The following is a 22292-nucleotide window of genomic DNA, read 5'->3' as shown; positions in this document are numbered from 1 at the left end:
CCGGCGAACTCATCACATAACACAATGATTTTAATCATTAAAATAACCTTCAAAAACAAAAATAGCGTAGCGCTCAAAAAACAATCGACGGCAGAGTATTTTATTGACAAAAATGCATTAAATAAAAATATTTCACTAGTTGTTTGTTTTATTGTAGATGGATAACCTATAAGCGTCGTACAAACCAATCCAAAACGCCTAAAAAAACGTTTTCACTCAGTTATAACGTCCATTTTCGAGGAGCATACCGATGTTCTCTGCGCAGTCACGCCTGCGTCATGCGGCAGCAGACACTTTCGCCATGGTGGTCTACTGTTCCGTCGTGAACATGATGATTGAAATATTTCTCTCGGGAATGACCTTCGAGCAGTCACTTTCATCACGTCTGGTTGCTATTCCGGTCAACATTATTATTGCCTGGCCATACGGTCTGTATCGTGACTTTATTATGCGCCAGGCGGCGCGTATCAGCCCGGCAGGTTGGGTGAGAAGAGCGGCGGACCCGCTGGCGTACGTGACCTTCCAGTCGCCGGTGTACGTTATGATTCTGCTGAGCGTTGGCGCCGACTGGCACCAGATTGCCGCGGCGGTCAGCTCTAACGCGGCGATCTCGCTGGTGATGGGGGCGGCTTACGGCTACTTCCTCGATTTCTGCCGTCGCCTGTTCCGTGTGGAACAATATACCCAGGCAAAAGCCTGATAGACGCGCAATAAACGACTGGCGATGCCAGTCGTTTATTCATACGTTCTCGCCAAATAACCCATCTAAAAAGCGTTCTAACGCCATTCGTGAACTAAAACCGTGCGGAATGCCGTAGTGCTGTTCCACATCGCCGCCGAGATACAGCGGGAACTGTTCATAGTGATCGCAAGCTTTAATATCAGACGCCGGTTCGGCAAATTTATAGCTTCGGTCTTTAAGCCCCGGATGAATAATCAACGCAGTGCGCCCCATCCGCGCTTCGCGGTTAACGTAGACGTAATTCTCACCGCGGCGATAGCCGTAGGCTTTGGGGGTTACCGCATCCATGGTAAAGCCCGCTTTTTCAAGCACGCGCGCTACCTCGTCAGGTCGTAAATACATATTTTTTCCTCGTTATCTTTTACTGCATCGCCACCTTACATGAATCAGTATTCGTCTCGCTTTCAGATAATTCCAGAAACTCATTAATTCCCGGCAATTTATAGCGTATGGCCTACACTTAACGCTCAATACAAATTCGAGGAGGCCGAGATGCCAAAGTTGTTTAATCGCAATGAAGCTGACGACGAAGTACAAGATATTCATAACGATGTCAGCCAATTAGCCGACAGTCTGGAAGATATTCTGAAGAGCTGGGCCAGTGAAAATAAAGATGAGGTAGATACCGCTCGTCGTAAGGCTAAAGCGTTACTCAGCGAAACCCGCGCACGTATTCACGGCCGTAGCCGCATACAGCAAAGCGCATGCGACGTTGCCGAAACGGCAGACAGCTATATTCGCGATAAACCGTGGCAAAGTGTGAGCGCGGCCGCGGCGGTAGGTATTTTTATTGGCGTATTATTGGGATCGCGCCGATAATATAACCACAATGATGTTGATAATAAAAACGCGTCTCCCCCGGAGTGTCTCTGATGCTCCGGGGTTTTTATTTTAGCGCCCGCCGTAGCGCCGCCACCTGCTCGTCAGCCATCGCCTGCGAAATAAGATTCGTAAAGCTCATTATCAGCCCGCCTCGTCCACCTGTCGCTATCCGCCAGTCGCTGATAGCCTGTACCGCCAGGCCAGCCTCACGGGCCCTGCGCGCCATCGCGCGATCGTCCCCCTCGACCGTCACCACCAGTTGAATGCCGCCGGATTGCGCCACAACCTGAAAACCCTGAGCCACGAGCGCGGTTTCCAGCCAGCGGCGACGCTGGGCATAGTGAATGCGCATTTTCTTCAGATGGCGCCAGAAGTGACCTTCGCGTAGAAAGTCTGCCAGCGTGTGCTGCCAGAGCAGCGGCACCGGGCAGGCCGCACGCTGAGCCTGACGACGAAACGCCGCCACCAGCGGCAGCGGAACCACCAGCCAGGCGGTCCGCAGCGCTGGAAACAACGATTTGCTGAACGTCCCTACATAAATCACCCGCTGTGGCGCATCCAGACTCTTCAACGGCGGCAGCGGCTTGCCGTGATAGCGAAACTCGCTGTCATAATCGTCTTCAATGACCCACGCCCGCTGGTGTGCCGCCCAGTCGAGCAGCTGTCGCCGACGCGGCAGCGACAGCGCCACGCCGGTCGGGCTCTGGTGAGCCGGAGTTAATAGCGCAAATCGCGCGTCGCCGGCATGCTGTAATGCCCAGTCAATATTCATCCCCTCGTCGTCAACCGGCACCGGGTGCAGGCTTACGCCCTCCTCTGCCAGCGTCGGGCGGATCAGCGGGAAGCCTGGATCTTCTACCCACATGCTCTCACCGCGCCCATCCAGCGCTTTAAGCGCCAGGCTCATAGCCGCCGCATAGCCCGAAGTGATAAACACCTGACCGGCATCGCACTCAATGCTCCGCGACAGCCGCAGGTACTCGACTATCGCCTGACGCAGCGCCAGTTCACCACACACATCGCCCAACGCGAGGTCAAAGCGGGTTTGCGTACGCAGCCTGCGCCCCATTACCCGAGCCCATAGCCCGCGCGGAAAGAGATCCAGCGCGGGCAAGCCAAGCTGGAACGGCAGCGGCTGGAACTGCTCGCCGCCAAAACCAAGCGGCTCCGCTGGCGTGGCTTCAAGCGTTAAGTGATGACTGACATACGTCCCTGCCTGCCCGCGTCGTTCAAGCCACCCCTGCGCCACCAGCTCCGCATAGGCGTTCTCCACCGTCACTCTGGAGACACCAAGCTCCTGAGCGTAGAGGCGACTGGACGGCAGACGCCTGCCCGCGCTCAGTTCACCTTGTTCAATCGCCGCCTTCAGCTGACGAGCGATTTGCTGGTATCGCGGTACATGGCGCGTTTTCATGGTCTTATTTTTTACCCAGAATATGGCTATCTTTTTAGGGCCATTATAGTGCTATTTTTGTCTCATCTTGAACGAGGAGAAAGACAATGACTGCACTACGCCAACCCTATAGTGAACTGAGCCCAGCGGTCTATGCCGGGCTGGTACAGGCGAGCATCGCGCTGGAAAAGAGCACGCTGGAACGCCCGCTGCTTGAGCTGCTGTACCTGCGGGTGTCACAAATTAACGGCTGCGCGTTTTGCCTGGAGATGCACAGCAACGCGCTGCGCAAAGCCGGTGTGGAACAGACCAGGCTGGACGCGCTAGCTGGCTGGAGAGTGAGCGATCGCTTCAGCGATGCAGAACGCGCCGCGCTGGCCTGGGCGGAAGATCTGACGCACGTCGCCGAAACACACGCCGAAGATGACGTCTACCAGCCGCTGCTGGCGCATTTTAGCGCGGAACAAATTAGCGATATGACCTTTGCTATCAGCCTGATGAACGCCTTTAAACGTCTGGCTGTCGGTATGCGGATGTAAGCCAGAATCGCCCGTGACTATTCATCATTCACGGGCGATTTGACGTTGTAAATAATGCCTCAATCCTCGCCAATATACGCCCACATTTTTCGCCGGGATATTTCTTATCAAACGGCCATGATCATACAAATAACTCACGCTAATTCACGGTGATTTTTCCGACAATATTCATGCCATTTTTCCGATCGCCTGCAAATTTTCCAGCTTAATTTACAAAAAAATCAACAGGCGCTAATTTGCGGCTCAGCCCTTATATCATGGGAAATGAGCGCACGATCGCCCTGCCTGATATTTCTGATAAGAACAGGTTGAGGGTTGTCACATCATCTGAATGTGCTAGGGTATAAAAAGGTAATTATTCTCATCAGGTACCATATCGACATAAACTAAAAACAGGAAAACGCATATTGCATGGCAGTTAAATTAGAAGTTAAGAATCTTTATAAAATATTCGGCGAGCATCCACAGCGAGCATTTAAATATATCGAGAAGGGTTTCAGCAAAGAGCAAATTCTGGAAAAAACAGGGTTATCGCTTGGCGTCAAAGACGCCAGTCTGGCCATTGAAGAAGGCGAGATATTTGTCATCATGGGGTTATCCGGCTCCGGCAAATCCACCATGGTACGCCTTCTCAATCGTCTGATTGAACCCACCCGCGGTCAGGTGCTGATTGACGGTGTGGATATTGCCAAAATATCCGACGCCGAGCTCCGCGACGTGCGCCGCAAAAAAATCGCCATGGTATTCCAGTCGTTTGCGCTGATGCCGCACATGAGCGTGCTGGATAACACCGCATTCGGCATGGACCTTGCGGGCGTGCCGGTACAAGAGCGCCAGGAAAAAGCACTGGACGCCCTGCGTCAGGTGGGCCTCGAAAACTACGCGCACGCTTATCCGGATGAACTGTCCGGCGGGATGCGACAGCGCGTCGGTCTGGCGCGTGCTCTGGCCATCAACCCTGATATTCTATTAATGGATGAAGCCTTCTCGGCGCTCGATCCTTTAATTCGTACTGAGATGCAGGATGAGCTGGTAAAATTACAGGCGAAACATCAGCGTACCGTGGTATTTATTTCCCACGATCTCGATGAAGCAATGCGAATTGGCGATCGCATTGCCATTATGCAAAATGGCGAAGTCGTTCAGGTGGGTACTCCGGATGAAATTCTGAATAATCCGGCCAATGATTATGTCCGCACCTTCTTCCGCGGTGTGGATATTAGCCAGGTGTTTAGCGCCAAAGATATTGCACGTCGTAATCCCGATGGCTTAATCCGTAAAACGCCGGGCTTTGGCCCACGCTCCGCGCTGAAATTATTGCAGGATGATGACCGCGAATTTGGCTACGTCATTGAACGCGGAAATAAGTTTGTCGGTATTGTCTCCATCGACTCCCTGAAAGAGGCGTTAAAAGCTAACCTGGGAATCGACGCGGCGCTGATTGACGAGCCTCTGGCCGTTGATGCGCAGACGCCGCTCAGCGAATTGCTCTCTCATGTGGGCCACGCGCCCTGCGCCGTTCCGGTGGTGGGAGAAGAACAGCAGTACGTCGGCGTGATTTCAAAACGCATGCTGCTACAGGCATTAGATCGCGAGGGGGCAAACAACAATGGCTGATCAATCTAACCCGTGGGATACCACACCGGCCGCAGACAGCGCGGCAAATTCTGCCGACGCCTGGGGCTCTCCGGCATCGACGCCGTCCGGCGGTAGCGCAGACTGGCTGCACAGCGCGCCCGCTCCGCAGGCTGAGCATTTTAATATTATGGATCCGTTCCATAAGACGCTGATTCCACTCGATAGCTGGGTAACTCACGGCATTGACTGGGTGGTCACGCACTTCCGCCCGCTGTTCCAGGGGATTCGCGTTCCCGTCGACTATATTCTGAGCGCCTTCCAGCAGCTGCTGCTAGGAATGCCCGCACCGGTGGCGATTGTGATTTTCGCCCTCATCGCCTGGCAGATCTCCAGCCTCGGCATGGGCGTAGCGACCTTTATCTCGCTGATTGCCATCGGTGCGATTGGCGCATGGTCACAGGCCATGGTGACGCTGGCACTGGTACTCACTGCGCTGCTGTTCTGTGTGTTAATCGGCCTGCCGCTCGGTATCTGGCTGGCGCGAAGCCCGCGGGCGGCGAAGATTATTCGTCCGCTGCTTGATGCCATGCAGACGACTCCCGCGTTCGTGTACCTGGTGCCGATTGTCATGCTGTTCGGTATTGGTAACGTCCCGGGCGTCGTCGTGACGATTATCTTCGCCCTGCCGCCCATTGTGCGCCTGACCATTCTTGGGATTAACCAAGTGCCTGCAGATCTTATCGAGGCATCGCGATCCTTCGGCGCTAGCCCACGTCAGATGCTGTTTAAAGTGCAGCTGCCGCTGGCAATGCCGACCATTATGGCGGGCGTCAACCAGACGCTGATGCTGGCCCTGTCAATGGTCGTGATCGCCTCCATGATCGCCGTCGGCGGTCTCGGCCAGATGGTCCTGCGCGGTATTGGCCGTCTGGATATGGGGCTGGCAACGGTTGGCGGCGTGGGGATCGTTATCCTCGCCATCATTCTCGACCGCCTGACCCAGGCCGTTGGCCGCGACTCCCGCAGCCGTGGCAATCGCCGCTGGTACAGCACCGGCCCGCTGGGTCTGCTGCTCCGCCCTTTCACTAAGTAACCATCGTGTTGGCCTGCGCTGCGGGCCAACGCTCCACGACTATCACTATTAAAGGAACAACGATGCGACACTCATTTGTTTTTGCGACAGCGTTTGCCACGCTGGTTTCCACCAGCGCCTTTGCCACCGACCTGCCGGGGAAAGGCATGACCGTACAGCCGGTACAGAGCACCCTGTCCGAAGAAACGTTCCAGACGCTGCTGGTCAGCCGCGCGCTGGAAAAGCTCGGTTACACCGTCAGTAAACCCAACGAAGTCGATTACAACGTCGGCTACACCTCTATCGCCGCCGGCGACGCGACCTTTACCGCCGTCAACTGGATACCGCTGCATGACGATATGTATGCAGCGGCTGGCGGTGACAAGAAATTTTACCGCGAAGGTACGCTGGTTGGCGGCGCGGCGCAGGGGTATCTGATCGATAAGAAAACCGCCGACCAGTACCACATTACCAATATTGAGCAGCTTAAAGATCCGAAAATCGCCAAACTGTTCGATACCAACGGCAACGGTAAGGCCGATCTGACCGGCTGTAACCCAGGCTGGGGCTGTGAGGCGGTGATTAATCATCAGCTGGATGCCTACGATCTGACCAAAACGGTCGAGCATAATCAGGGCAACTATGCGGCAATGATGGCCGATACCATCACCCGCTTTAAAGAAGGCAAGCCGATTATCTACTATACCTGGACACCGTATTGGGTGAGCGACGTGCTGAAACCGGGGAAAGACGTGGTCTGGCTGCAGGTGCCGTTCTCCTCCCTGCCGGGCGTACAGAAAAATATCGACACCAAGCTGGCTAACGGCGCGAACTACGGCTTCCCGGTAAGCACTATGCATATCGTCGCCAATAAGGCCTGGGCCGAGAAAAACCCGGCGGCGGCGAAGCTGTTTGCCATTATGAAGCTGCCGCTGTCCGACATTAACGCACAGAACGCGATGATGCATGACGGCAAGGCTTCAGAAGCCGACGTTCAGGGCCAGGTTGATGGCTGGATTCAGGCTCACCAGCAGGTATTTGACGGCTGGGTAAAAGAGGCGCTGGCCGCGCAGAAGTAGGCCTGAACAGCCTCCTGCCATCAGGCATGCCCACTCGGGGCGGCATAAAGCAGCATCCGAGTGTGGCGATGCCGAGAATGTACCTGAGCCGCCTCCGACTGCCGGATGGCGGCTTTGCCTTATCTGGCCTACAGACACTTTGCTTACCCGGCCTACGGAAAGATAGGGCCCCGTAGCCAAAAAGCACATTCCGCTACGCGACATTTTCCCCGCCCTTCCCGCCTTTGGTTATTATCACTCTCTCTTTCTTAATCATTTCAGCCATTATGACTAAACCTGCCCACGGGCTTAGCCCAGCCTTAATTGCCTTAATGTCCGTCGCCACCGGCCTGGCCGTTGCCAGCAACTACTACGCGCAGCCGCTGCTGGAGACCATTGCCCGCCACTTTTCGCTTAGCGCGGGACAGGCCGGGTTCATCGTTACCGCCGCACAGCTTGGCTATGCCGCCGGGCTGCTGTTCCTGGTGCCGCTGGGCGATATGTTTGAACGCCGCTCGCTTATCGTGACCATGACGCTGCTTGCGGCGGGTGGAATGCTCATTACCGCAAGCAGCAGCACTCCGGCCATGATGATCCTTGGCACCGCACTTACCGGGCTATTCTCCGTCGTTGCCCAGCTGCTGGTGCCTATGGCGGCAACCCTTGCTTCGCCGGAAAAGCGCGGTAAGGTCGTCGGCACGGTGATGAGCGGGCTGCTGCTCGGCATTTTGCTGGCGCGAACCGTTGCTGGCCTGCTGGCGAATCTGGGCGGCTGGCGTACCGTCTACTGGGTTGCCGCCGTGCTGATGGTGCTGCTGGCCTTTGCCCTGTGGCGCGGCCTGCCGAAACTCAAGCAGGAGACGCATCTCAACTACCCGCAGCTGCTGGGCTCTATCTTCAGCCTTTTTGCCCGCGATAAGCTGCTGCGCACCCGTGCTATCCTCGGCTGTCTGACCTTTGCCAACTTCAGCATTCTCTGGACCTCGATGGCGTTCCTGCTCTCCGGCGCGCCGTTCAACTACTCGGAAGGGGCTATCGGGCTGTTCGGGCTGGCGGGCGCGGCTGGCGCGCTGGGCGCACGTCCGGTCGGCGGGCTGGCGGATAAGGGCAAAGCGCACCTGACCACCACCTGGGGCCTGTTGCTACTGCTGCTTTCCTGGGTGGCTATCTGGTACGGTCACACCTCCGCTATCGCGCTGATCGTCGGTATTCTGGTGCTCGACCTGATGGTACAAGGCGTGCATATCACTAACCAGACGGTCATCTATCGCGTGCAGCCCGATGCCCGTAACCGTCTGACCGCGGGCTACATGACCAGCTACTTTATCGGCGGCGCGGCCGGGTCGCTGCTTTCCGCTGCGGCCTGGCAGCACGCAGGCTGGGCCGGCGTATGTGCGGCGGGTGCAGCAATCTCTCTCGCTAACCTGCTGGTCTGGTGGTGGGGCTATCACCGTCAGGAAGCCGAATAACACAAATGCGATGAGCGTTACGTATACAGCATCTCTATGTCATAGGTAAATCACATAAATTACGGGCATTAATTCATTTACTTTATTTGTCACCATCGTTACTATATCGACTGTAACTAATGAGGTAATGCCCAGATGGATAGTTCGTTTACGCCCATTGAACAAATGCTGAAATTTCGCGCCAGCCGCTGCGAAGAGTTTCCTTTCCAGGAAATTCTTCTGACTCGCCTTTGCATGCACATGCAGGGTAAGCTGCTGGATAACCGCAATAAAATGCTGAAAGCTCAAGGGATTAACGAGACGTTGTTTATGGCGCTAATCACGCTGGAGTCTCAAGAAAACCACAGTATTCAGCCTTCCGAGCTCAGCTGTGCGCTGGGGTCATCGCGTACTAACGCGACCCGCATCGCCGATGAGCTGGAAAAGCGCGGCTGGATTGAACGTCGTGAAAGTGACAACGATCGTCGCTGCCTGCATCTGCAGCTGACCGACAAAGGTCGTGAGTTCCTGAACGAAGTTCTGCCACCGCAGCATCACTGCCTGCATCAGCTCTGGTCGTCGCTTAGCCCGGCCGAGAAAGATCAGCTCGAACATATCACCCGCAAACTTCTTACTCGTCTGGATCAGATGGAAGAGGACGGCTCAGTACTTGACGCCCTGCGCTGATACTACCGCGATAACAATGAAAACAAACAGGCCAGCAGATAACCCCTGCTGGCCTTTCTGGTAAACAGGTCGGCGTCGCCGATATTAATAATAAGAATGTGGAGAATCACATGAGCGCAAATGCGGAGACTCAAACCCCGCAGCAACCCGCCAACAAGAAAGGCAAACGCAAACGCGCCCTCGTCTTGTTGACCTTGCTCTTTGTTATTATTGCCGTGGCCTACGGGGCCTACTGGTTTTTGGTACTGCGTCACTTCGAAGAAACCGATGACGCATACGTGGCGGGGAACCAGGTTCAAATCATGTCGCAGGTGTCCGGCAGCGTGACGAAAGTCTGGGCCGACAACACCGACTATATCCAGCAGGGTGATGTTCTGGTCACGCTCGATCAGACCGATGCTCAGCAGGCGTTTGAAAAAGCGCAGACGGCGCTGGCTTCCAGCGTGCGTCAGATGCGCCAGTTGATGATCAACAACAAACAGCTGCAGGCCAATATCGATATCCGTAAAACGACGCTGGCGCAGGCGCAGACCGACCTCAACCGTCGTATCCCACTGGGTAACGCCAACCTGATCGGCCGCGAAGAGCTGCAGCACGCGAAAGATGCGGTCACCAGCGCGCAGGCGGCTCTCGACGTCGCTATCCAGCAGTACAACGCTAACCAGGCGATGATCCTGGGAACGAAACTGGAAGAGCAGCCGACCGTGCGTCAGGCGGCGACGGAAGTCCGTAATGCATGGCTTGCCCTGCAGCGTACCAAAATCGTCAGCCCGATGAGCGGCTACGTCTCTCGTCGCTCCGTTCAGCCTGGCGCACAGATTAGCCCAACCACGCCGCTGATGGCGGTGGTGCCGGCCAATAACCTGTGGGTCGACGCGAACTTTAAAGAGACCCAACTGGCCCATATGCGTATTGGTCAGCCGGTCACCGTGATCAGCGACATCTACGGCGATGACGTGAAGTACACCGGGAAAGTTGTCGGCCTCGATATGGGTACCGGTAGCGCCTTCTCCCTGCTGCCGGCGCAGAACGCCACCGGTAACTGGATCAAAGTCGTGCAGCGTCTGCCGGTACGTATCGAACTGGATGCCGACCAGCTGGCGAAACACCCGCTGCGTATCGGCCTGTCTACGCTGGTGAAAGTAGACACGTCCAACCGCGACGGACAAATTCTGGCCAACCAGATTCGTAACAGCCCGGCATACGAGAGCAACGCGCGTGAAATCAGCCTCGATCCGGTTAACAAGCTGATTAACGATATCGTTCAGGCCAACGCCAACTAATGCTGGGGTGCGCGTAATGCAACAGCAAAAACCGCTGGAAGGCGCGCAGCTGGTCATTATGACCATTGCGCTGTCGCTGGCTACCTTCATGCAGGTGCTGGACTCCACCATCGCTAACGTGGCCATCCCCACCATTGCCGGGAACCTTGGCTCATCGCTGAGCCAGGGGACGTGGGTCATCACCTCGTTTGGGGTCGCTAACGCCATTTCCATTCCGATTACCGGCTGGCTGGCAAAGCGCGTCGGTGAGGTGAAGCTGTTCCTGTGGTCAACCGTCGCCTTTGTCATTGCGTCATGGGCGTGCGGGATGTCCAACAGCCTTAGCATGCTGATCTTCTTCCGCGTTATTCAGGGGATTGTTGCCGGGCCGTTGATCCCACTGTCGCAGAGTCTGCTGCTGAGTAACTATCCGCCAGCCAAGCGCTCTATTGCGCTGGCGCTGTGGTCGATGACGGTCATCGTTGCGCCTATCTGCGGGCCAATTCTCGGCGGCTACATCAGCGATAACTATCACTGGGGCTGGATCTTCTTTATCAACGTGCCCATCGGCGCGGTGGTCGTGCTATTAAGCCTCCAGACCCTACGCGGGCGCGAAACGCGAACCGAACAGCGCCGTATCGACGGCGTGGGCCTGGCGCTGCTGGTGCTCGGGATCGGTAGTCTGCAGGTGATGCTTGACCAGGGTAAAGAACTCGACTGGTTTAACTCGACCGAGATCATCGTTCTGACCATCGTCGCGGTGATATCGCTGAGCTTCCTGATTGTCTGGGAGCTGACCGACGATAACCCGATTGTCGATTTGTCGTTGTTTAAGTCGCGAAACTTCACCATCGGCTGCTTGTGTATCAGCCTGGCCTATATGCTCTACTTCGGCGCGATCGTTTTACTGCCGCAGCTATTGCAGGAGGTCTACGGCTATACCGCGACCTGGGCCGGTCTGGCATCGGCGCCGGTCGGGGTGATCCCCGTGATTCTGTCGCCGATTATCGGCCGCTTTGCCCATAAGCTGGATATGCGCCGTCTGGTGACCTTCAGTTTTATTATGTACGCCGTGTGCTTCTACTGGCGCGCCTACACCTTCGAACCGGGAATGGACTTTGGTGCGTCGGCGTGGCCGCAGTTTATTCAGGGCTTTGCCGTGGCATGCTTCTTCATGCCGCTGACCACCATCACGCTTTCCGGGCTACCGCCCGAGCGTCTGGCGGCCGCCTCGAGCCTGTCGAACTTCACGCGTACGCTGGCGGGCTCCATCGGGACGTCAATTACCACAACGCTTTGGACCAACCGCGAAGCCATGCACCATGCGCAGCTAACGGAGTCGGTAACGCCGTTTAACCCTAACGCCCAGCAGATGTACGATCAGCTACAGGGTATGGGGATGACGCAGCAGCAGGCTTCCGGCTGGATAGCCCAGCAGATCACCAACCAGGGGCTGATTGTTTCGGCCAACGAAATCTTCTGGATTTCAGCGGGGATCTTCCTCGTGCTCCTGGGGCTGGTGTGGTTTGCCAGGCCGCCGTTTGGCGCCGGGGGCGGGGGCGGAGGCGCTCACTAGTTAAAAAGCCAGCTCGGTTGAGCTGGCTTTTTTTTGCCCTGTCGCGTCAGGCGACGGAAGATTAATGCGATGAGTTCGCGAATGCCCCTTGTTTAAGGTCGTCCACAATATGATTCATTCGGCTTTCATTGAGCCCATAGAATTTAATGGAAAATGCCGTGAGGACATAAAAGAGAGCCGGTACCAGCGTAAATAGCAGCATGACACCTTGCGCCGCCGACGCCGACTGTACGGCAACGTTAGATTCATAATGGAAATAAGCCAGTACCCAACCTAATACCGCTCCGCCAACGGCGACGCCCAGCTTAATCACAAATATATTGGCTGCCACATTCATACCTGTAATTCGTCGCTGCGTTTTCCATTCACCATAATTATTTGCATCAGTAATCATTGACCACTGCAGCGCGCCGTTTCCGCCCTGAATCAGCATAATAATCAAATGAATTAACAGCACGACAATCCATAACTCCGGCGGCATAAAGAAGCATAGTACGCCGAATACCGCAATCAGCAGGTTGATCCAGAAAGACAGTTTTACCTTGCAGAAGCGGGTGCCAAAGGGTTTAGCAAGAACGGAGCCAGCCATTGATGCGAACATACCGCCCAGCATAAACAGCGTGATGATATCCGAGCCTTTATTCAGCACCGTATTAATGTAGTACACCACCGCGCCGCCGCGCAGCACCACGGCTACCAGCATCATGAAGTTGTAGACCGACAGAATCAGCCACTGATCGTTTTTGAACAGAATCTTCACGTCGCGCACGATGTTCAGGTTCTCCTCTTTCACCGGCTGCACGCGCTCTTTGGTTGTAAAGAAACAGACGATGAACATCAGGCAGCCTATCACCCCGAACAGCGCCATCGACACCTGAATACCGGTAGCGCGGTCACCCGGATAGAGGAAATCCGCCAGCGGTAGAATCAGCGCAGTCCCTAGCGCGCCGCCAATAGGCGTTATCGCAAAGCGCCACGACTGCAGCGACAGGTTTTCACGCGGATCGGCAGTAATCGCTGCGCCCAACGAGCAGTAAGGGATATTAATGGCGGTGTACATCAGCGTCATAAAGATATACGCCGCCACCGCATAAACCACCTTTCCGGTGTCGGAGAATGACGGAATGGAGTAAACCAGTACGCAGCTGACCGCAAACGGGATGCAGATAGCCAGCAGCCACGGGCGGAAGCGCCCCCAGCGCGTCGAGGTGGCATCGGCAATCGCCCCCATGATGGGATCGGTTATCGCATCCAGCAGGCGCACCAGCAGGAACATGGTGCCCATCACCGCCGGCGGCAGACCATAAATATCGGTGTAGAAATAAGCCAGAATAGCAACCGATGAGTCAAACACGATATGACTGGCGGCATCTCCCAGGCTATAGCCAATTTTTTCCTTAATAGAGATCCTATCCCCTGAAGACATATAAACTCCTGTATTTTTAGCGAATGCAACCGGTTTCAATAGGCGCTATTTTTTACGCATTCAGGGACAGGATCTATTATGTTTTTCGGCTAACTGATTATGTTTTTCATTTTATGTGATCGATAATTATCTTAACTCCCCTATTAAAGAGAGATTTTATTTTTCTGCGTGCGTCTTTCTCCTCAGATAAATACATAAAATAAATATATTCTATTTTTATTATTTTATTTATGAATATACTTTCGCGCATAAAAAAGCCCCTGCGCTCGCGCAGGGGCTCGATATTATCGATACCAACAGAAACTAGATGTGCAGTTCCTGCAGTTTTTCTTTCGGCAGCGCCAGTTCATCATTGCTGTTGATACGAACGTCGCGTTCGATAATATGACGAGCAATGTCCTGCGCTTCGCTCAGGGAGTGCATTTCGTAGGTACCGCACTGATACACGTTCAGCTCTGGGATCTGGTTTTGATCCTTCACCTTCAGCACGTCAGCCATCGCCGCTTTCCAGGCATCCGCAACGCGCTGCTCGTCCGGCGTACCGATCAGGCTCATGTAGAAACCGGTACGGCAGCCCATCGGAGAAATGTCGATAATCTCAACGCCGTTACCGTTCAGATGATCGCGCATAAAGCCCGCAAACAGGTGCTCCAGGGTATGGATCCCTCTTTCCGGCATCACTTCTTTGTTCGGCACACAAAAACGCAGATCAAAAACGGTGATCGCATCGCCGTGCGGCGTGTTCATTTTCTTCGCAACGCGAACGGCTGGGGCTTCCATACGGGTATGATCGACTGTGAAGCTATCTAACAACGGCATTTCGTAACCTCCGATATCACCTTCATGCTCCCGGGCGTGCAATTTTTTCTATCCGATTAACAACATAACCATTTGAATAGAATCAATTTTCTGTAATACGCCGCGTTCTGCTTCAGGTTAATGTGATTTTTTTTAAAATAAACTGAACTCTTTGTTCCCATGCCAGTCTTAGTATATGAAAGACGCGCATTTGTTATCATCATCCCTGATTCAGAGATGTATATTTTGGCCACAGTGATGTGGCCTTTTTCTTTTGTATCAGGCGTGTCTTGCCAGCAGCGCTTCAAACGATTCGTTATCCGCAGCTTCAATCTGACGCTGACGCGCTCTTGAAGCATCCCGCTCGTTGGCAAAATCCTCTTCGCTGAGAATCTCCAGCGGCTCTTCACGCAGCATCGTGCGGTACTGTTCCGCCAGAGCCTTACCGGTCCCCCCAATGCCCTGATCAAGCATAGAACGCAGAATGCGCGCCGAGAAGGTTAAATCCGGATTATCAAAGCAGGCCACCAGTTCATCGCATACTTTCTGATACGCCGTCCCGCCATTCATACCGTCCATAGTCTGGGCTACGCGTTTCAGATCGTGGAACAAATCTTTACCCACTTTGGTCAGCGGGAACTGCGCCGTTTCACAGCCAATCCCCAGCGTCAGCCCCGGCTTACGCCCTTCCAGAATCACGCGATTCCAGTTAGTGCGAGTGCACAGCAGCTCATCGCTGCTCATCTCCGGCGCATCGGCCAGCACGCACCAGACCATAAACAGGTCGAGGAAGCGAATCTGCTGCTCGTCCACGCCAATCGGTGAGAACGGGTTGATGTCCAGCGAGCGTACTTCGATATATTCGATACCGCCGCGCAGCAGCGCATCGGATGGGGTTTCGCCATCGCGGGTCACGCGTTTTGGGCGAATCGGTGCATACAGTTCGTTTTCAATCTGCAAAATGTTGCTGTTGATTTGCAGATGCTTGCCGTCTTTCTCCAGACCAATACGCGCATATTCTTCAGACGGTGTTTTAATCGCGCGCTTCAATCCTGCCACATACTCGTGCAATTCGTTAAACGTAATTCCGAGATTGCTTTGCGATTTATTGGTATAGCCAAGATCGCTCAGACGCAGCGAGGTTGCATACGGCAGGTAGTACATGCCGCAGTCGGTTTTCTCAAACGGCAGCGTCGTCGGCTTGCCCTGCAGGAAAGAGGAACAGATTGCCGGAGACGCCCCGAACAGGTACGGAATCACCCAGCCAAAACGGTAGTAGTTACGAATCAGACGGAAATAGCCGGCGGAAATGGCCTCTTTATCGTGTACGCCGCATTTCGCCTGCCAGAATGCCATCGGTAGCGAGAAATTGTAGTGTACCCCGGAGATGGTCTGCATCAGCGCGCCGTAGCGGTTTTTCAGCCCTTCACGGTACAGCGTTTTCAGACGGCCGATGTTAGACGTACCGTACTGTGCCAGCTCAATATCCTGACCCGGTGCGATGTAGCACGGCATGCTCAGCGGCCACATGCGCTCGTCGCCCAGCTGGCGTGCAGTATGACGATGCACGTCGCGCAGGAACGTCAGCATGTGATTGATATCGCCGTCGACCGGAGTAATAAACTCCAGCAGCGCTTCAGCGAAGTCGGTAGTGATCCATTTGTGGGTCAGCGTGGCGCCCAGCGCCTCCGGATGACCGGTTGTTGCCAGAGAACCGTCTGCATTAACGCGTAGGGTTTCGCGCTCAAGACCGCGCTGGATCCCTTCAAGAGCCTGAGGGTGTTTTTCCAGCCAGGTCAGCGCCTGTGATACGTCCGGGATCAAATTGACCTCCCGCCTGTCGAATTCATGTTATTAAGCATAATTGTCATCGTGGAGATGAGGACTGCTCCACAAGCCATCCAATTAGTGCCACCACGTCATGCCTTGCAGCGTCAGCGCCGCCACTGCGATATAGCGCAGCGCCTTACCCAGGCATAAAAAAAAGAGTACCGGTCCCCAGGATATGCGCATCCAGCCTGCGAGCAGGCACAGCAAATCACCGATAACGGGCATCCAGCTCAGCAGCAACGTAGCCGCGCCGTAGCGGCGCAGCCATCCCACTGCTTTTTCCTGCCAACGCGATGTTTTGCGTAATGGAAAAAAACGACCAAGAATAACGTTAGTAGCCCCGCCAAGGCTATTACCCATTGTTGCTATTACTACCAGAAGCCATGGTTTACTCGCGCCCGCAAGCAGCAGCCCGACCAACACGGCTTCAGAGTTCCCCGGCAGCAGCGTCGCGCTGAGGAAGCTGCTTGCCAGCAGCGATCCCAGCGCCAGAAGTTCATTCACAGCAGGCGTACGTCGACGGCGTCCATCCCCGCAGCGGCAGCAGCCTGAAGGCCAAAATCGGCGTCTTCAAACACAATGCAGCGTTCCGGCGCCACGCCCATCCGCTCCGCGCACAGTAAGAACGTGTCCGGTGCGGGCTTATGCAGCTTAACGTGATCGGCGGCGACAACGGCATCGAAATAGTGACGCAGCCCGAGGTGCGCGAGCAGCGCCTCGGCCACCGCGCTTTCGCTGCCGGTACCAACGGCCATAGGCCGACGGCCGTGCCACGCTTTCACGACTTCAATAAGCGGCAGCGGCGTCACAGAATCGAGCAGCATGGATTTCACCGCATCGGTTTTTTCGCGAGCGAGAAGATGGGGATCCAGATCGGCCTGATGACTGTCAATAATCGCCTGCGCAATCCGCCATGTTGGCGAACCGTTAAGCGCGACCATCGCCTGTTCGTCAAAACGCATTCCATAACGACCCAAAACCTCACGCCAGGCCTTACGATGCGTGGGCTCTGTATCCAGAATGGTGCCGTCCATATCAAAAATCAATCCAGCATAGCGTTCGTACATCGTCTTCTCACCCGTCGGATAATGTGACGTTACTTTATCGTAAATAGGGATGGTTGTCGCTGTTAGCCGCAGGAACAACAAAGGCGCCCTCCGGCGCCTTATCGCTACCGCTCGCTGCGGATTATTTAATTTGCATATCGTTTTCAACTACCCGTACGCCCTGAACCCGTCGGGTAACTTCGACCGCACGTTTGGCATCCGCAGAGGATGACACAAAGCCGCTTAGCTGTACGCGACCTTTAAAGGTCTGCACGTTGATCTCACTCGATTTGATGTTTTTATCGCTGAACAGCGCCGTTTTAACCTTTGTGGTGATCACCGTATCGTCAATATAGCCACCGGTGCTTTCTTTCGTTGACGAGCCAGCACAGCCGGACAACGAGATAGCCACCAAAAGCGCAGCGCAAAACGCTGACGTTGCCTTGAACCATTTCATGGATTTCTCTCCTTGCAGTCATGTCACCAGGATAAAGGCGTATACAAGGATAAATTATAGAGGAAAGAATGGGTTGCCAATGGGAAAAGCGTGAAGAAGATTTTACGATGAAAAAAAAGAGAGGGAACTACGGAGAAGATGGTGCATCCGGGAGGATTACTCGGCTGCGCCTTGCCCTAACGGGCCGTTGCTGAAGCAACGTTATTCTCCCTGGTGCTTGCGAAAAACTCACAGACCTTGAAGCAACAGCGTAGCTGTTATCTCGGAGAAGATGGTGCATCCGGGAGGATTCGAACCTCCGACCGCTCGGTTCGTAGCCGAGTACTCTATCCAGCTGAGCTACGGATGCATCGGTAAAACCAGATTGGAGAAAACAAGAGATGGTGCATCCGGGAGGATTCGAACCTCCGACCGCTCGGTTCGTAGCCGAGTACTCTATCCAGCTGAGCTACGGATGCATCGGGAAACTTGCTTTACTGCCGATATTGATACCGCTAAGAAAGCGACATCAAGTAAGAGATGGTGCATCCGGGAGGATTACTCGGCTGCGCCTCGCCCTACGGGTCGTTGCTAAAGCAACGCTATTCTCCCTGGTGCTGGCGATCATCTCGCAGACCTTGAAACAACAGCGTTGCTGCTATTCCGGAGAATATGGTGCATCCGGGAGGATTCGAACCTCCGACCGCTCGGTTCGTAGCCGAGTACTCTATCCAGCTGAGCTACGGATGCATCGGGAAACTTACTTTACTGCAGATTCGATACCGCTGCTAAAGCGCTATCTGTTTTCTGTTACAACACTAATGCGTTATCTCAGAGAAGATGGTGCATCCGGGAGGATTCGAACCTCCGACCGCTCGGTTCGTAGCCGAGTACTCTATCCAGCTGAGCTACGGATGCAAATGGCGGTGAGGCGGGGATTCGAACCCCGGATGCAGCTTTTGACCGCATACTCCCTTAGCAGGGGAGCGCCTTCAGCCTCTCGGCCACCTCACCAACAACACCTCTTGCGAGTGCTTCGAAGAACTTGTTTCTGCTCATCGTCGCTGTGTGGCGCACATATTACTTTCTGGGACTTATAAGTCAAACAATTTTCCGCAGATTTTTTTCGTTTGCACATTTCACAGACAATCAGGCGTTAAAAAAAGCAGAACGGGCGTTTTATCAACAGATAAAACGCGATTACGGCCGCAAAACGGCAATACGAAAAAATGGCGCTAAGGGAGAGAACAGAAGAAAAAAGGGCTGACGCAGAAGATAAAACGGGAAAAACGGCGGGAGTTGCGTCTCACCCGCTGGGTGAGACGCGAGAACTTAGTAACTGGACTGCTGGGATTTTTCAGCCTGGATACGCTGGTAGATCTCTTCACGGTGGACAGAGACTTCTTTCGGGGCATTTACGCCGATGCGCACCTGGTTACCCTTCACTCCTAAAACTGTCACAGTGACCTCATCTCCGATCTTGAGGGTCTCACCAACTCGACGAGTCAGAATCAGCATTCTTTGCTCCTTGAAAGATTAAATGAGTCGGGTCTCTCTGTATCCCGGCATTCTCCATCATATAACGCCAAAAGGTCAGCGATGACAAACACCTTATGTGTAAGCAGTCACGGCATCACATTCTGTTAAATGTAAGTCTAGCCGATTTACATGACTTCAACCTGACTTTATCGTTATCAGTACCGCATATGCAAGACGCCTGAACAGATAACGTTAGGCGTCTGCATGCGTTTATTGTTATTACAGTTTAGCGCTTACCCAGCCCTTCACGCTGGCCAGTGCAGCCGGGAGAGCCGCAGCGTCGGTACCGCCAGCTTGCGCCATATCCGGACGACCGCCCCCTTTGCCGCCCACCTGCTGAGCGACCATACCAATCAGTTCCCCTGCTTTCACACGGTCGGTCACGTCCTTAGACACGCCCGCAATCAGAGAAACCTTACCTTCTGCAACCGTCGCCAGCACGATAACCGCCGAACCCAGCTGGTTCTTCAGATCGTCGACCATGGTACGCAGCATTTTCGGCTCAACGCCGGCAAGTTCGCTCACCAGCAGATTAACGCCGTTAATCGTCTCAGCTTTGCTGGAAAGATTCGCGCTTTCCTGGGCTGCGGCCTGCTCTTTCAGCTGCTGCAGCTCTTTTTCCAGCTGGCGGGTACGTTCGATAACGGTACGTACTTTCTCCGTCAGGTTGTGGCTATCACCTTTCAGCAGCTGAGCAATGTCGTTTAAGCGATCGCTTTCAGCATGCAGAGAGGCTATTGCACCCTCACCGGTAACGGCTTCAATACGACGCACGCCTGCCGCTGTGCCAGATTCCGACACAATACGGAACAGACCGATATCACCGGTACGAGAAGCGTGGGTACCGCCACACAGTTCGGTAGAGAAGTCGCCCATGCTCAATACACGCACGTGGTCGTCATATTTCTCACCAAACAGCGCCATTGCGCCCTTCGCTTTCGCCGCATCCAGATCCATGATGTTGGTTTCGATCGGCAGGTTGCGACGAATCTGGGCATTGACCAGATCTTCAACCGCGCGGATCTCTTCCGGCTTCATGGCTTCAAAGTGGGAGAAGTCGAAACGCAGCACTTTATCGTTAACCAACGAGCCTTTCTGCGCCACATGCGTGCCCAGAACCTGACGCAGCGCCGCGTGCATCAGGTGCGTAGCAGAGTGGTTCAGACGGATGCGAGCACGACGTGCGTCATCCACGTCAGCCTGCACTGCATCGCCTACTTTCAGCGTGCCGGTCGCCAGCTTGCCAAGATGGCCAATAGCCTGACCGTATTTCTGGGTATCGCTAACGGCGAAGCTAAAGCCCGCGCCTTTCAGCTCACCCTTGTCGCCAACCTGGCCGCCGGATTCCGCATAGAACGGAGTCTGGTCCAGAACGACAACGGCTTCCTGGCCCGCAGCAATAGACTCTACCGCTTTACCGTCAACGAACAGGGCGGTGACTTTACCGTTCAGTTCCAGATGGTCGTAGCCTTTAAACTCAGATGCGCCGTCAACGCGGATCATGGCGTTGTAATCCGCGCCAAAACCGCTGGATTCACGGGCACGACGGCGCTGTTCTTCCATTGCGGCTTCAAAGCCAGCTTCGTCAACCTTGATATTACGTTCACGGCAAACGTCTGCCGTCAGGTCAACCGGGAAACCGTAGGTGTCGTACAGGCGGAAAGCGGTTTCGCCATCCAGCGTATCGCCGGTCAGCTTCGCCAGCTCTTCGTCGAGCAGGGCCAGGCCGCGCTCCAGCGTACGAGCAAACTGCTCTTCTTCGGTTTTCAGAACCTGTTCAACCTGCGCCTGCTGGCGTTTCAGCTCTTCGCCTGCGGCACCCATCACGTCCACCAGCGGGCCAACCAGCTTGTAGAAGAAGGTGTCTTTCGCGCCCAGCATGTTGCCGTGGCGGATTGCGCGACGAATGATACGACGCAGCACATAGCCACGGCTTTCGTTGGACGGCATCACGCCATCGGCAATCAGGAACGCACAGGAACGAATGTGGTCCGCGATGACGCGCAGCGACTTGTTGCTCAGGTCGGTTGCGCCAGTGACTTTAGCCACGGCATCAATCAAGGTGCGGAACAGGTCGATTTCGTAGTTGGAGTTCACGTGCTGCAGAACGGCAGTTATACGCTCCAGACCCATACCGGTGTCCACGGACGGCTTCGGCAGCGGTTCCATGGTGCCGTCAGCCTGACGGTTGAACTGCATGAAGACGATGTTCCAGATTTCGATATAGCGGTCGCCGTCTTCTTCTGCGGATCCCGGAGGCCCACCCCAGATGTGGTCACCGTGGTCGTAGAAAATCTCGGTGCACGGACCGCAAGGACCGGTGTCACCCATCTGCCAGAAGTTATCGGATGCATACGGCGCGCCTTTGTTGTCGCCGATGCGAATAATGCGCTCACGCGGAATACCGACTTCTTTTTCCCAGATTTCGTAAGCTTCGTCATCGCTCTCATACACGGTAACCCACAGGCGCTCTTTCGGCAGCGCAAACCAGTTTTCACCGGTCAGCAGCTCCCAGGCGTACTGGATAGCATCGTGTTTGAAGTAGTCGCCGAAGCTGAAGTTACCCAGCATTTCGAAGAAGGTGTGGTGACGTGCGGTGTAGCCGACGTTTTCCAGGTCATTATGTTTACCGCCCGCACGCACGCAACGCTGCGCGGTGGTCGCGCGCGAATAATTACGTTTGTCGAGACCGAGGAACACGTCCTTGAACTGGTTCATCCCGGCGTTGGTAAACAACAGAGTGGGGTCGTTATTCGGCACAAGGGAGCTGCTGGCAACTACCTGATGGCCTTTACTATGGAAAAAGTCGAGAAACGCCTGACGGATCTCAGCGGTGCTCTTGCTCATAATTATCCTGAAATCAAGCTACACTTCATCCTTCAAACCGCCTCTTCGTTGGCTGCGCTCGTTCACCCCAGTCACGTACTTATGTACGCTCCTGGGGATTCACTCACTTGCCGCCTTGATGCGGCTTGAATGATTTCGTGTATTTAAGGAATATTCGTCGCAGACGCGGGCCACCGTAAAAGCAACCCGCATC

Annotated in this window: 20 protein-coding genes and 5 tRNA genes; 10 read left to right on the top strand and 15 right to left on the bottom strand. The window is 54.7% G+C overall.

Features of this window, described 5'->3' with window-relative positions; all coding sequences use genetic code 11:
* The first annotated feature begins 250 nt into the window (after nucleotides 1-250).
* Nucleotides 251-700 carry an L-alanine exporter AlaE gene (locus H7R76_RS05875; RefSeq protein ID WP_106928346.1) on the top strand — a complete coding sequence of 150 codons (450 nt, stop codon included), beginning with the start codon at nucleotides 251-253 and terminating at the stop codon, nucleotides 698-700.
* A 39-nt stretch (nucleotides 701-739) separates the two neighbouring features.
* Here the strand turns inward: H7R76_RS05875 and H7R76_RS05870 are convergent, their stop codons facing one another.
* Nucleotides 740-1084, bottom strand: coding sequence for a DUF2002 family protein (locus H7R76_RS05870; RefSeq protein ID WP_106928344.1), 345 nt, complete (start codon nucleotides 1082-1084; stop codon nucleotides 740-742).
* 150 nt (nucleotides 1085-1234) lie between these two features.
* Here H7R76_RS05870 and H7R76_RS05865 point away from each other — a divergent pair, with 150 nt between their 5' ends.
* Entirely contained in the window at nucleotides 1235-1561 is a 327-nt protein-coding gene (locus tag H7R76_RS05865; RefSeq protein ID WP_106928342.1) for a DUF883 family protein, read from the top strand.
* A 67-nt stretch (nucleotides 1562-1628) separates the two neighbouring features.
* Here the strand turns inward: H7R76_RS05865 and pdxR are convergent, their stop codons facing one another.
* Nucleotides 1629-2978, bottom strand: coding sequence for a MocR-like pyridoxine biosynthesis transcription factor PdxR (pdxR, locus tag H7R76_RS05860; protein ID WP_182934440.1), 1350 nt, complete (start codon nucleotides 2976-2978; stop codon nucleotides 1629-1631).
* Nucleotides 2979-3064: 86 nt separating this feature from the next.
* Here pdxR and H7R76_RS05855 point away from each other — a divergent pair, with 86 nt between their 5' ends.
* The 8 genes from H7R76_RS05855 (at nucleotide 3065) to emrB (ending at nucleotide 12177) form a co-directional block, all read left to right on the top strand.
* Nucleotides 3065-3496 (top strand): carboxymuconolactone decarboxylase family protein, encoded by a 432-nt coding sequence (locus H7R76_RS05855; RefSeq protein ID WP_182967211.1) that lies wholly within the window; start codon nucleotides 3065-3067, stop codon nucleotides 3494-3496.
* Nucleotides 3497-3907: 411 nt separating this feature from the next.
* Nucleotides 3908-5113, top strand: a complete 1206-nt coding sequence (gene proV, locus H7R76_RS05850) for a glycine betaine/L-proline ABC transporter ATP-binding protein ProV (RefSeq protein ID WP_182967208.1) — start codon at nucleotides 3908-3910, stop codon at nucleotides 5111-5113.
* Entirely contained in the window at nucleotides 5106-6167 is a 1062-nt protein-coding gene (proW, locus tag H7R76_RS05845; RefSeq protein ID WP_106928334.1) for a glycine betaine/L-proline ABC transporter permease ProW, read from the top strand. Before proV ends, proW begins: the two co-directional genes overlap by 8 nt.
* A gap of 62 nt (nucleotides 6168-6229) precedes the next feature.
* Nucleotides 6230-7225 (top strand): glycine betaine/L-proline ABC transporter substrate-binding protein ProX, encoded by a 996-nt coding sequence (gene proX, locus H7R76_RS05840; protein WP_182967206.1) that lies wholly within the window; start codon nucleotides 6230-6232, stop codon nucleotides 7223-7225.
* Between the two features lie 266 nt (nucleotides 7226-7491).
* Entirely contained in the window at nucleotides 7492-8673 is a 1182-nt protein-coding gene (locus H7R76_RS05835; protein ID WP_106928329.1) for an MFS transporter, read from the top strand.
* Between the two features lie 135 nt (nucleotides 8674-8808).
* Nucleotides 8809-9339, top strand: a complete 531-nt coding sequence (gene mprA, locus H7R76_RS05830) for a transcriptional repressor MprA (RefSeq protein WP_106928327.1) — start codon at nucleotides 8809-8811, stop codon at nucleotides 9337-9339.
* 110 nt (nucleotides 9340-9449) lie between these two features.
* Nucleotides 9450-10622 (top strand): multidrug efflux MFS transporter periplasmic adaptor subunit EmrA, encoded by a 1173-nt coding sequence (gene emrA, locus H7R76_RS05825; protein WP_106928325.1) that lies wholly within the window; start codon nucleotides 9450-9452, stop codon nucleotides 10620-10622.
* Between the two features lie 16 nt (nucleotides 10623-10638).
* Nucleotides 10639-12177, top strand: a complete 1539-nt coding sequence (emrB, locus tag H7R76_RS05820) for a multidrug efflux MFS transporter permease subunit EmrB (RefSeq protein ID WP_106928323.1) — start codon at nucleotides 10639-10641, stop codon at nucleotides 12175-12177.
* 61 nt (nucleotides 12178-12238) lie between these two features.
* Here emrB and H7R76_RS05815 read toward each other — a convergent pair whose 3' ends face one another.
* The 13 genes from H7R76_RS05815 to alaS all read right to left on the bottom strand — a co-directional run bounded on the left by H7R76_RS05815 (nucleotide 12239) and on the right by alaS (nucleotide 22099).
* A complete protein-coding gene (locus tag H7R76_RS05815; RefSeq protein WP_182930145.1) occupies nucleotides 12239-13603 on the bottom strand; it encodes a glycoside-pentoside-hexuronide (GPH):cation symporter in 1365 nt (454 codons plus the stop codon).
* 303 nt (nucleotides 13604-13906) lie between these two features.
* Complete coding sequence (gene luxS / locus H7R76_RS05810) at nucleotides 13907-14422, bottom strand: S-ribosylhomocysteine lyase (RefSeq protein ID WP_106928319.1); 516 nt, start codon at nucleotides 14420-14422, stop codon at nucleotides 13907-13909.
* Nucleotides 14423-14680: 258 nt separating this feature from the next.
* Complete coding sequence (gshA, locus tag H7R76_RS05805) at nucleotides 14681-16225, bottom strand: glutamate--cysteine ligase (RefSeq protein ID WP_106928317.1); 1545 nt, start codon at nucleotides 16223-16225, stop codon at nucleotides 14681-14683.
* Between the two features lie 81 nt (nucleotides 16226-16306).
* Nucleotides 16307-16735: a YqaA family protein gene (locus H7R76_RS05800; RefSeq protein ID WP_106928315.1), complete on the bottom strand. Its 429-nt coding sequence runs from the start codon at nucleotides 16733-16735 to the stop codon at nucleotides 16307-16309.
* Nucleotides 16732-17298 (bottom strand): fructose-1-phosphate/6-phosphogluconate phosphatase, encoded by a 567-nt coding sequence (yqaB, locus tag H7R76_RS05795; protein ID WP_106928313.1) that lies wholly within the window; start codon nucleotides 17296-17298, stop codon nucleotides 16732-16734. The genes H7R76_RS05800 and yqaB overlap by 4 nt, the downstream gene beginning before the upstream one ends.
* Nucleotides 17299-17419: 121 nt before the next feature.
* On the bottom strand, nucleotides 17420-17734 hold the full coding sequence (locus H7R76_RS05790) for a BON domain-containing protein (protein WP_106928311.1): 315 nt from the start codon (nucleotides 17732-17734) through the stop codon (nucleotides 17420-17422).
* A 272-nt stretch (nucleotides 17735-18006) separates the two neighbouring features.
* Nucleotides 18007-18083 (bottom strand) — tRNA-Arg (locus tag H7R76_RS05785).
* Nucleotides 18084-18115: 32 nt separating this feature from the next.
* Nucleotides 18116-18192 (bottom strand) — tRNA-Arg (locus H7R76_RS05780).
* 194 nt (nucleotides 18193-18386) lie between these two features.
* A tRNA-Arg gene (locus tag H7R76_RS05775) sits at nucleotides 18387-18463 on the bottom strand.
* Between the two features lie 91 nt (nucleotides 18464-18554).
* Nucleotides 18555-18631: transfer RNA gene (locus tag H7R76_RS05770), tRNA-Arg, on the bottom strand.
* 3 nt (nucleotides 18632-18634) lie between these two features.
* Nucleotides 18635-18727 (bottom strand) — tRNA-Ser (locus tag H7R76_RS05765).
* Nucleotides 18728-19045: 318 nt separating this feature from the next.
* Nucleotides 19046-19231, bottom strand: coding sequence for a carbon storage regulator CsrA (csrA, locus tag H7R76_RS05760; RefSeq protein ID WP_063660649.1), 186 nt, complete (start codon nucleotides 19229-19231; stop codon nucleotides 19046-19048).
* Between the two features lie 240 nt (nucleotides 19232-19471).
* The gene (alaS, locus tag H7R76_RS05755) at nucleotides 19472-22099 is read right to left on the bottom strand and encodes an alanine--tRNA ligase (RefSeq protein ID WP_182967204.1); all 2628 of its coding nucleotides are present in this window, start codon (nucleotides 22097-22099) and stop codon (nucleotides 19472-19474) included.
* Nucleotides 22100-22292: the final 193 nt, after the last annotated feature.

Origin of the sequence: Klebsiella sp. WP8-S18-ESBL-06 (assembly GCF_014169755.1) — a bacterium.
Classification (GTDB): Bacteria; Pseudomonadota; Gammaproteobacteria; order Enterobacterales; family Enterobacteriaceae; genus Kluyvera; species Kluyvera ascorbata_B.
Note: the sequence above shows the minus strand (reverse complement) of the source record. Positions and strands in the feature narration are given on the sequence as shown.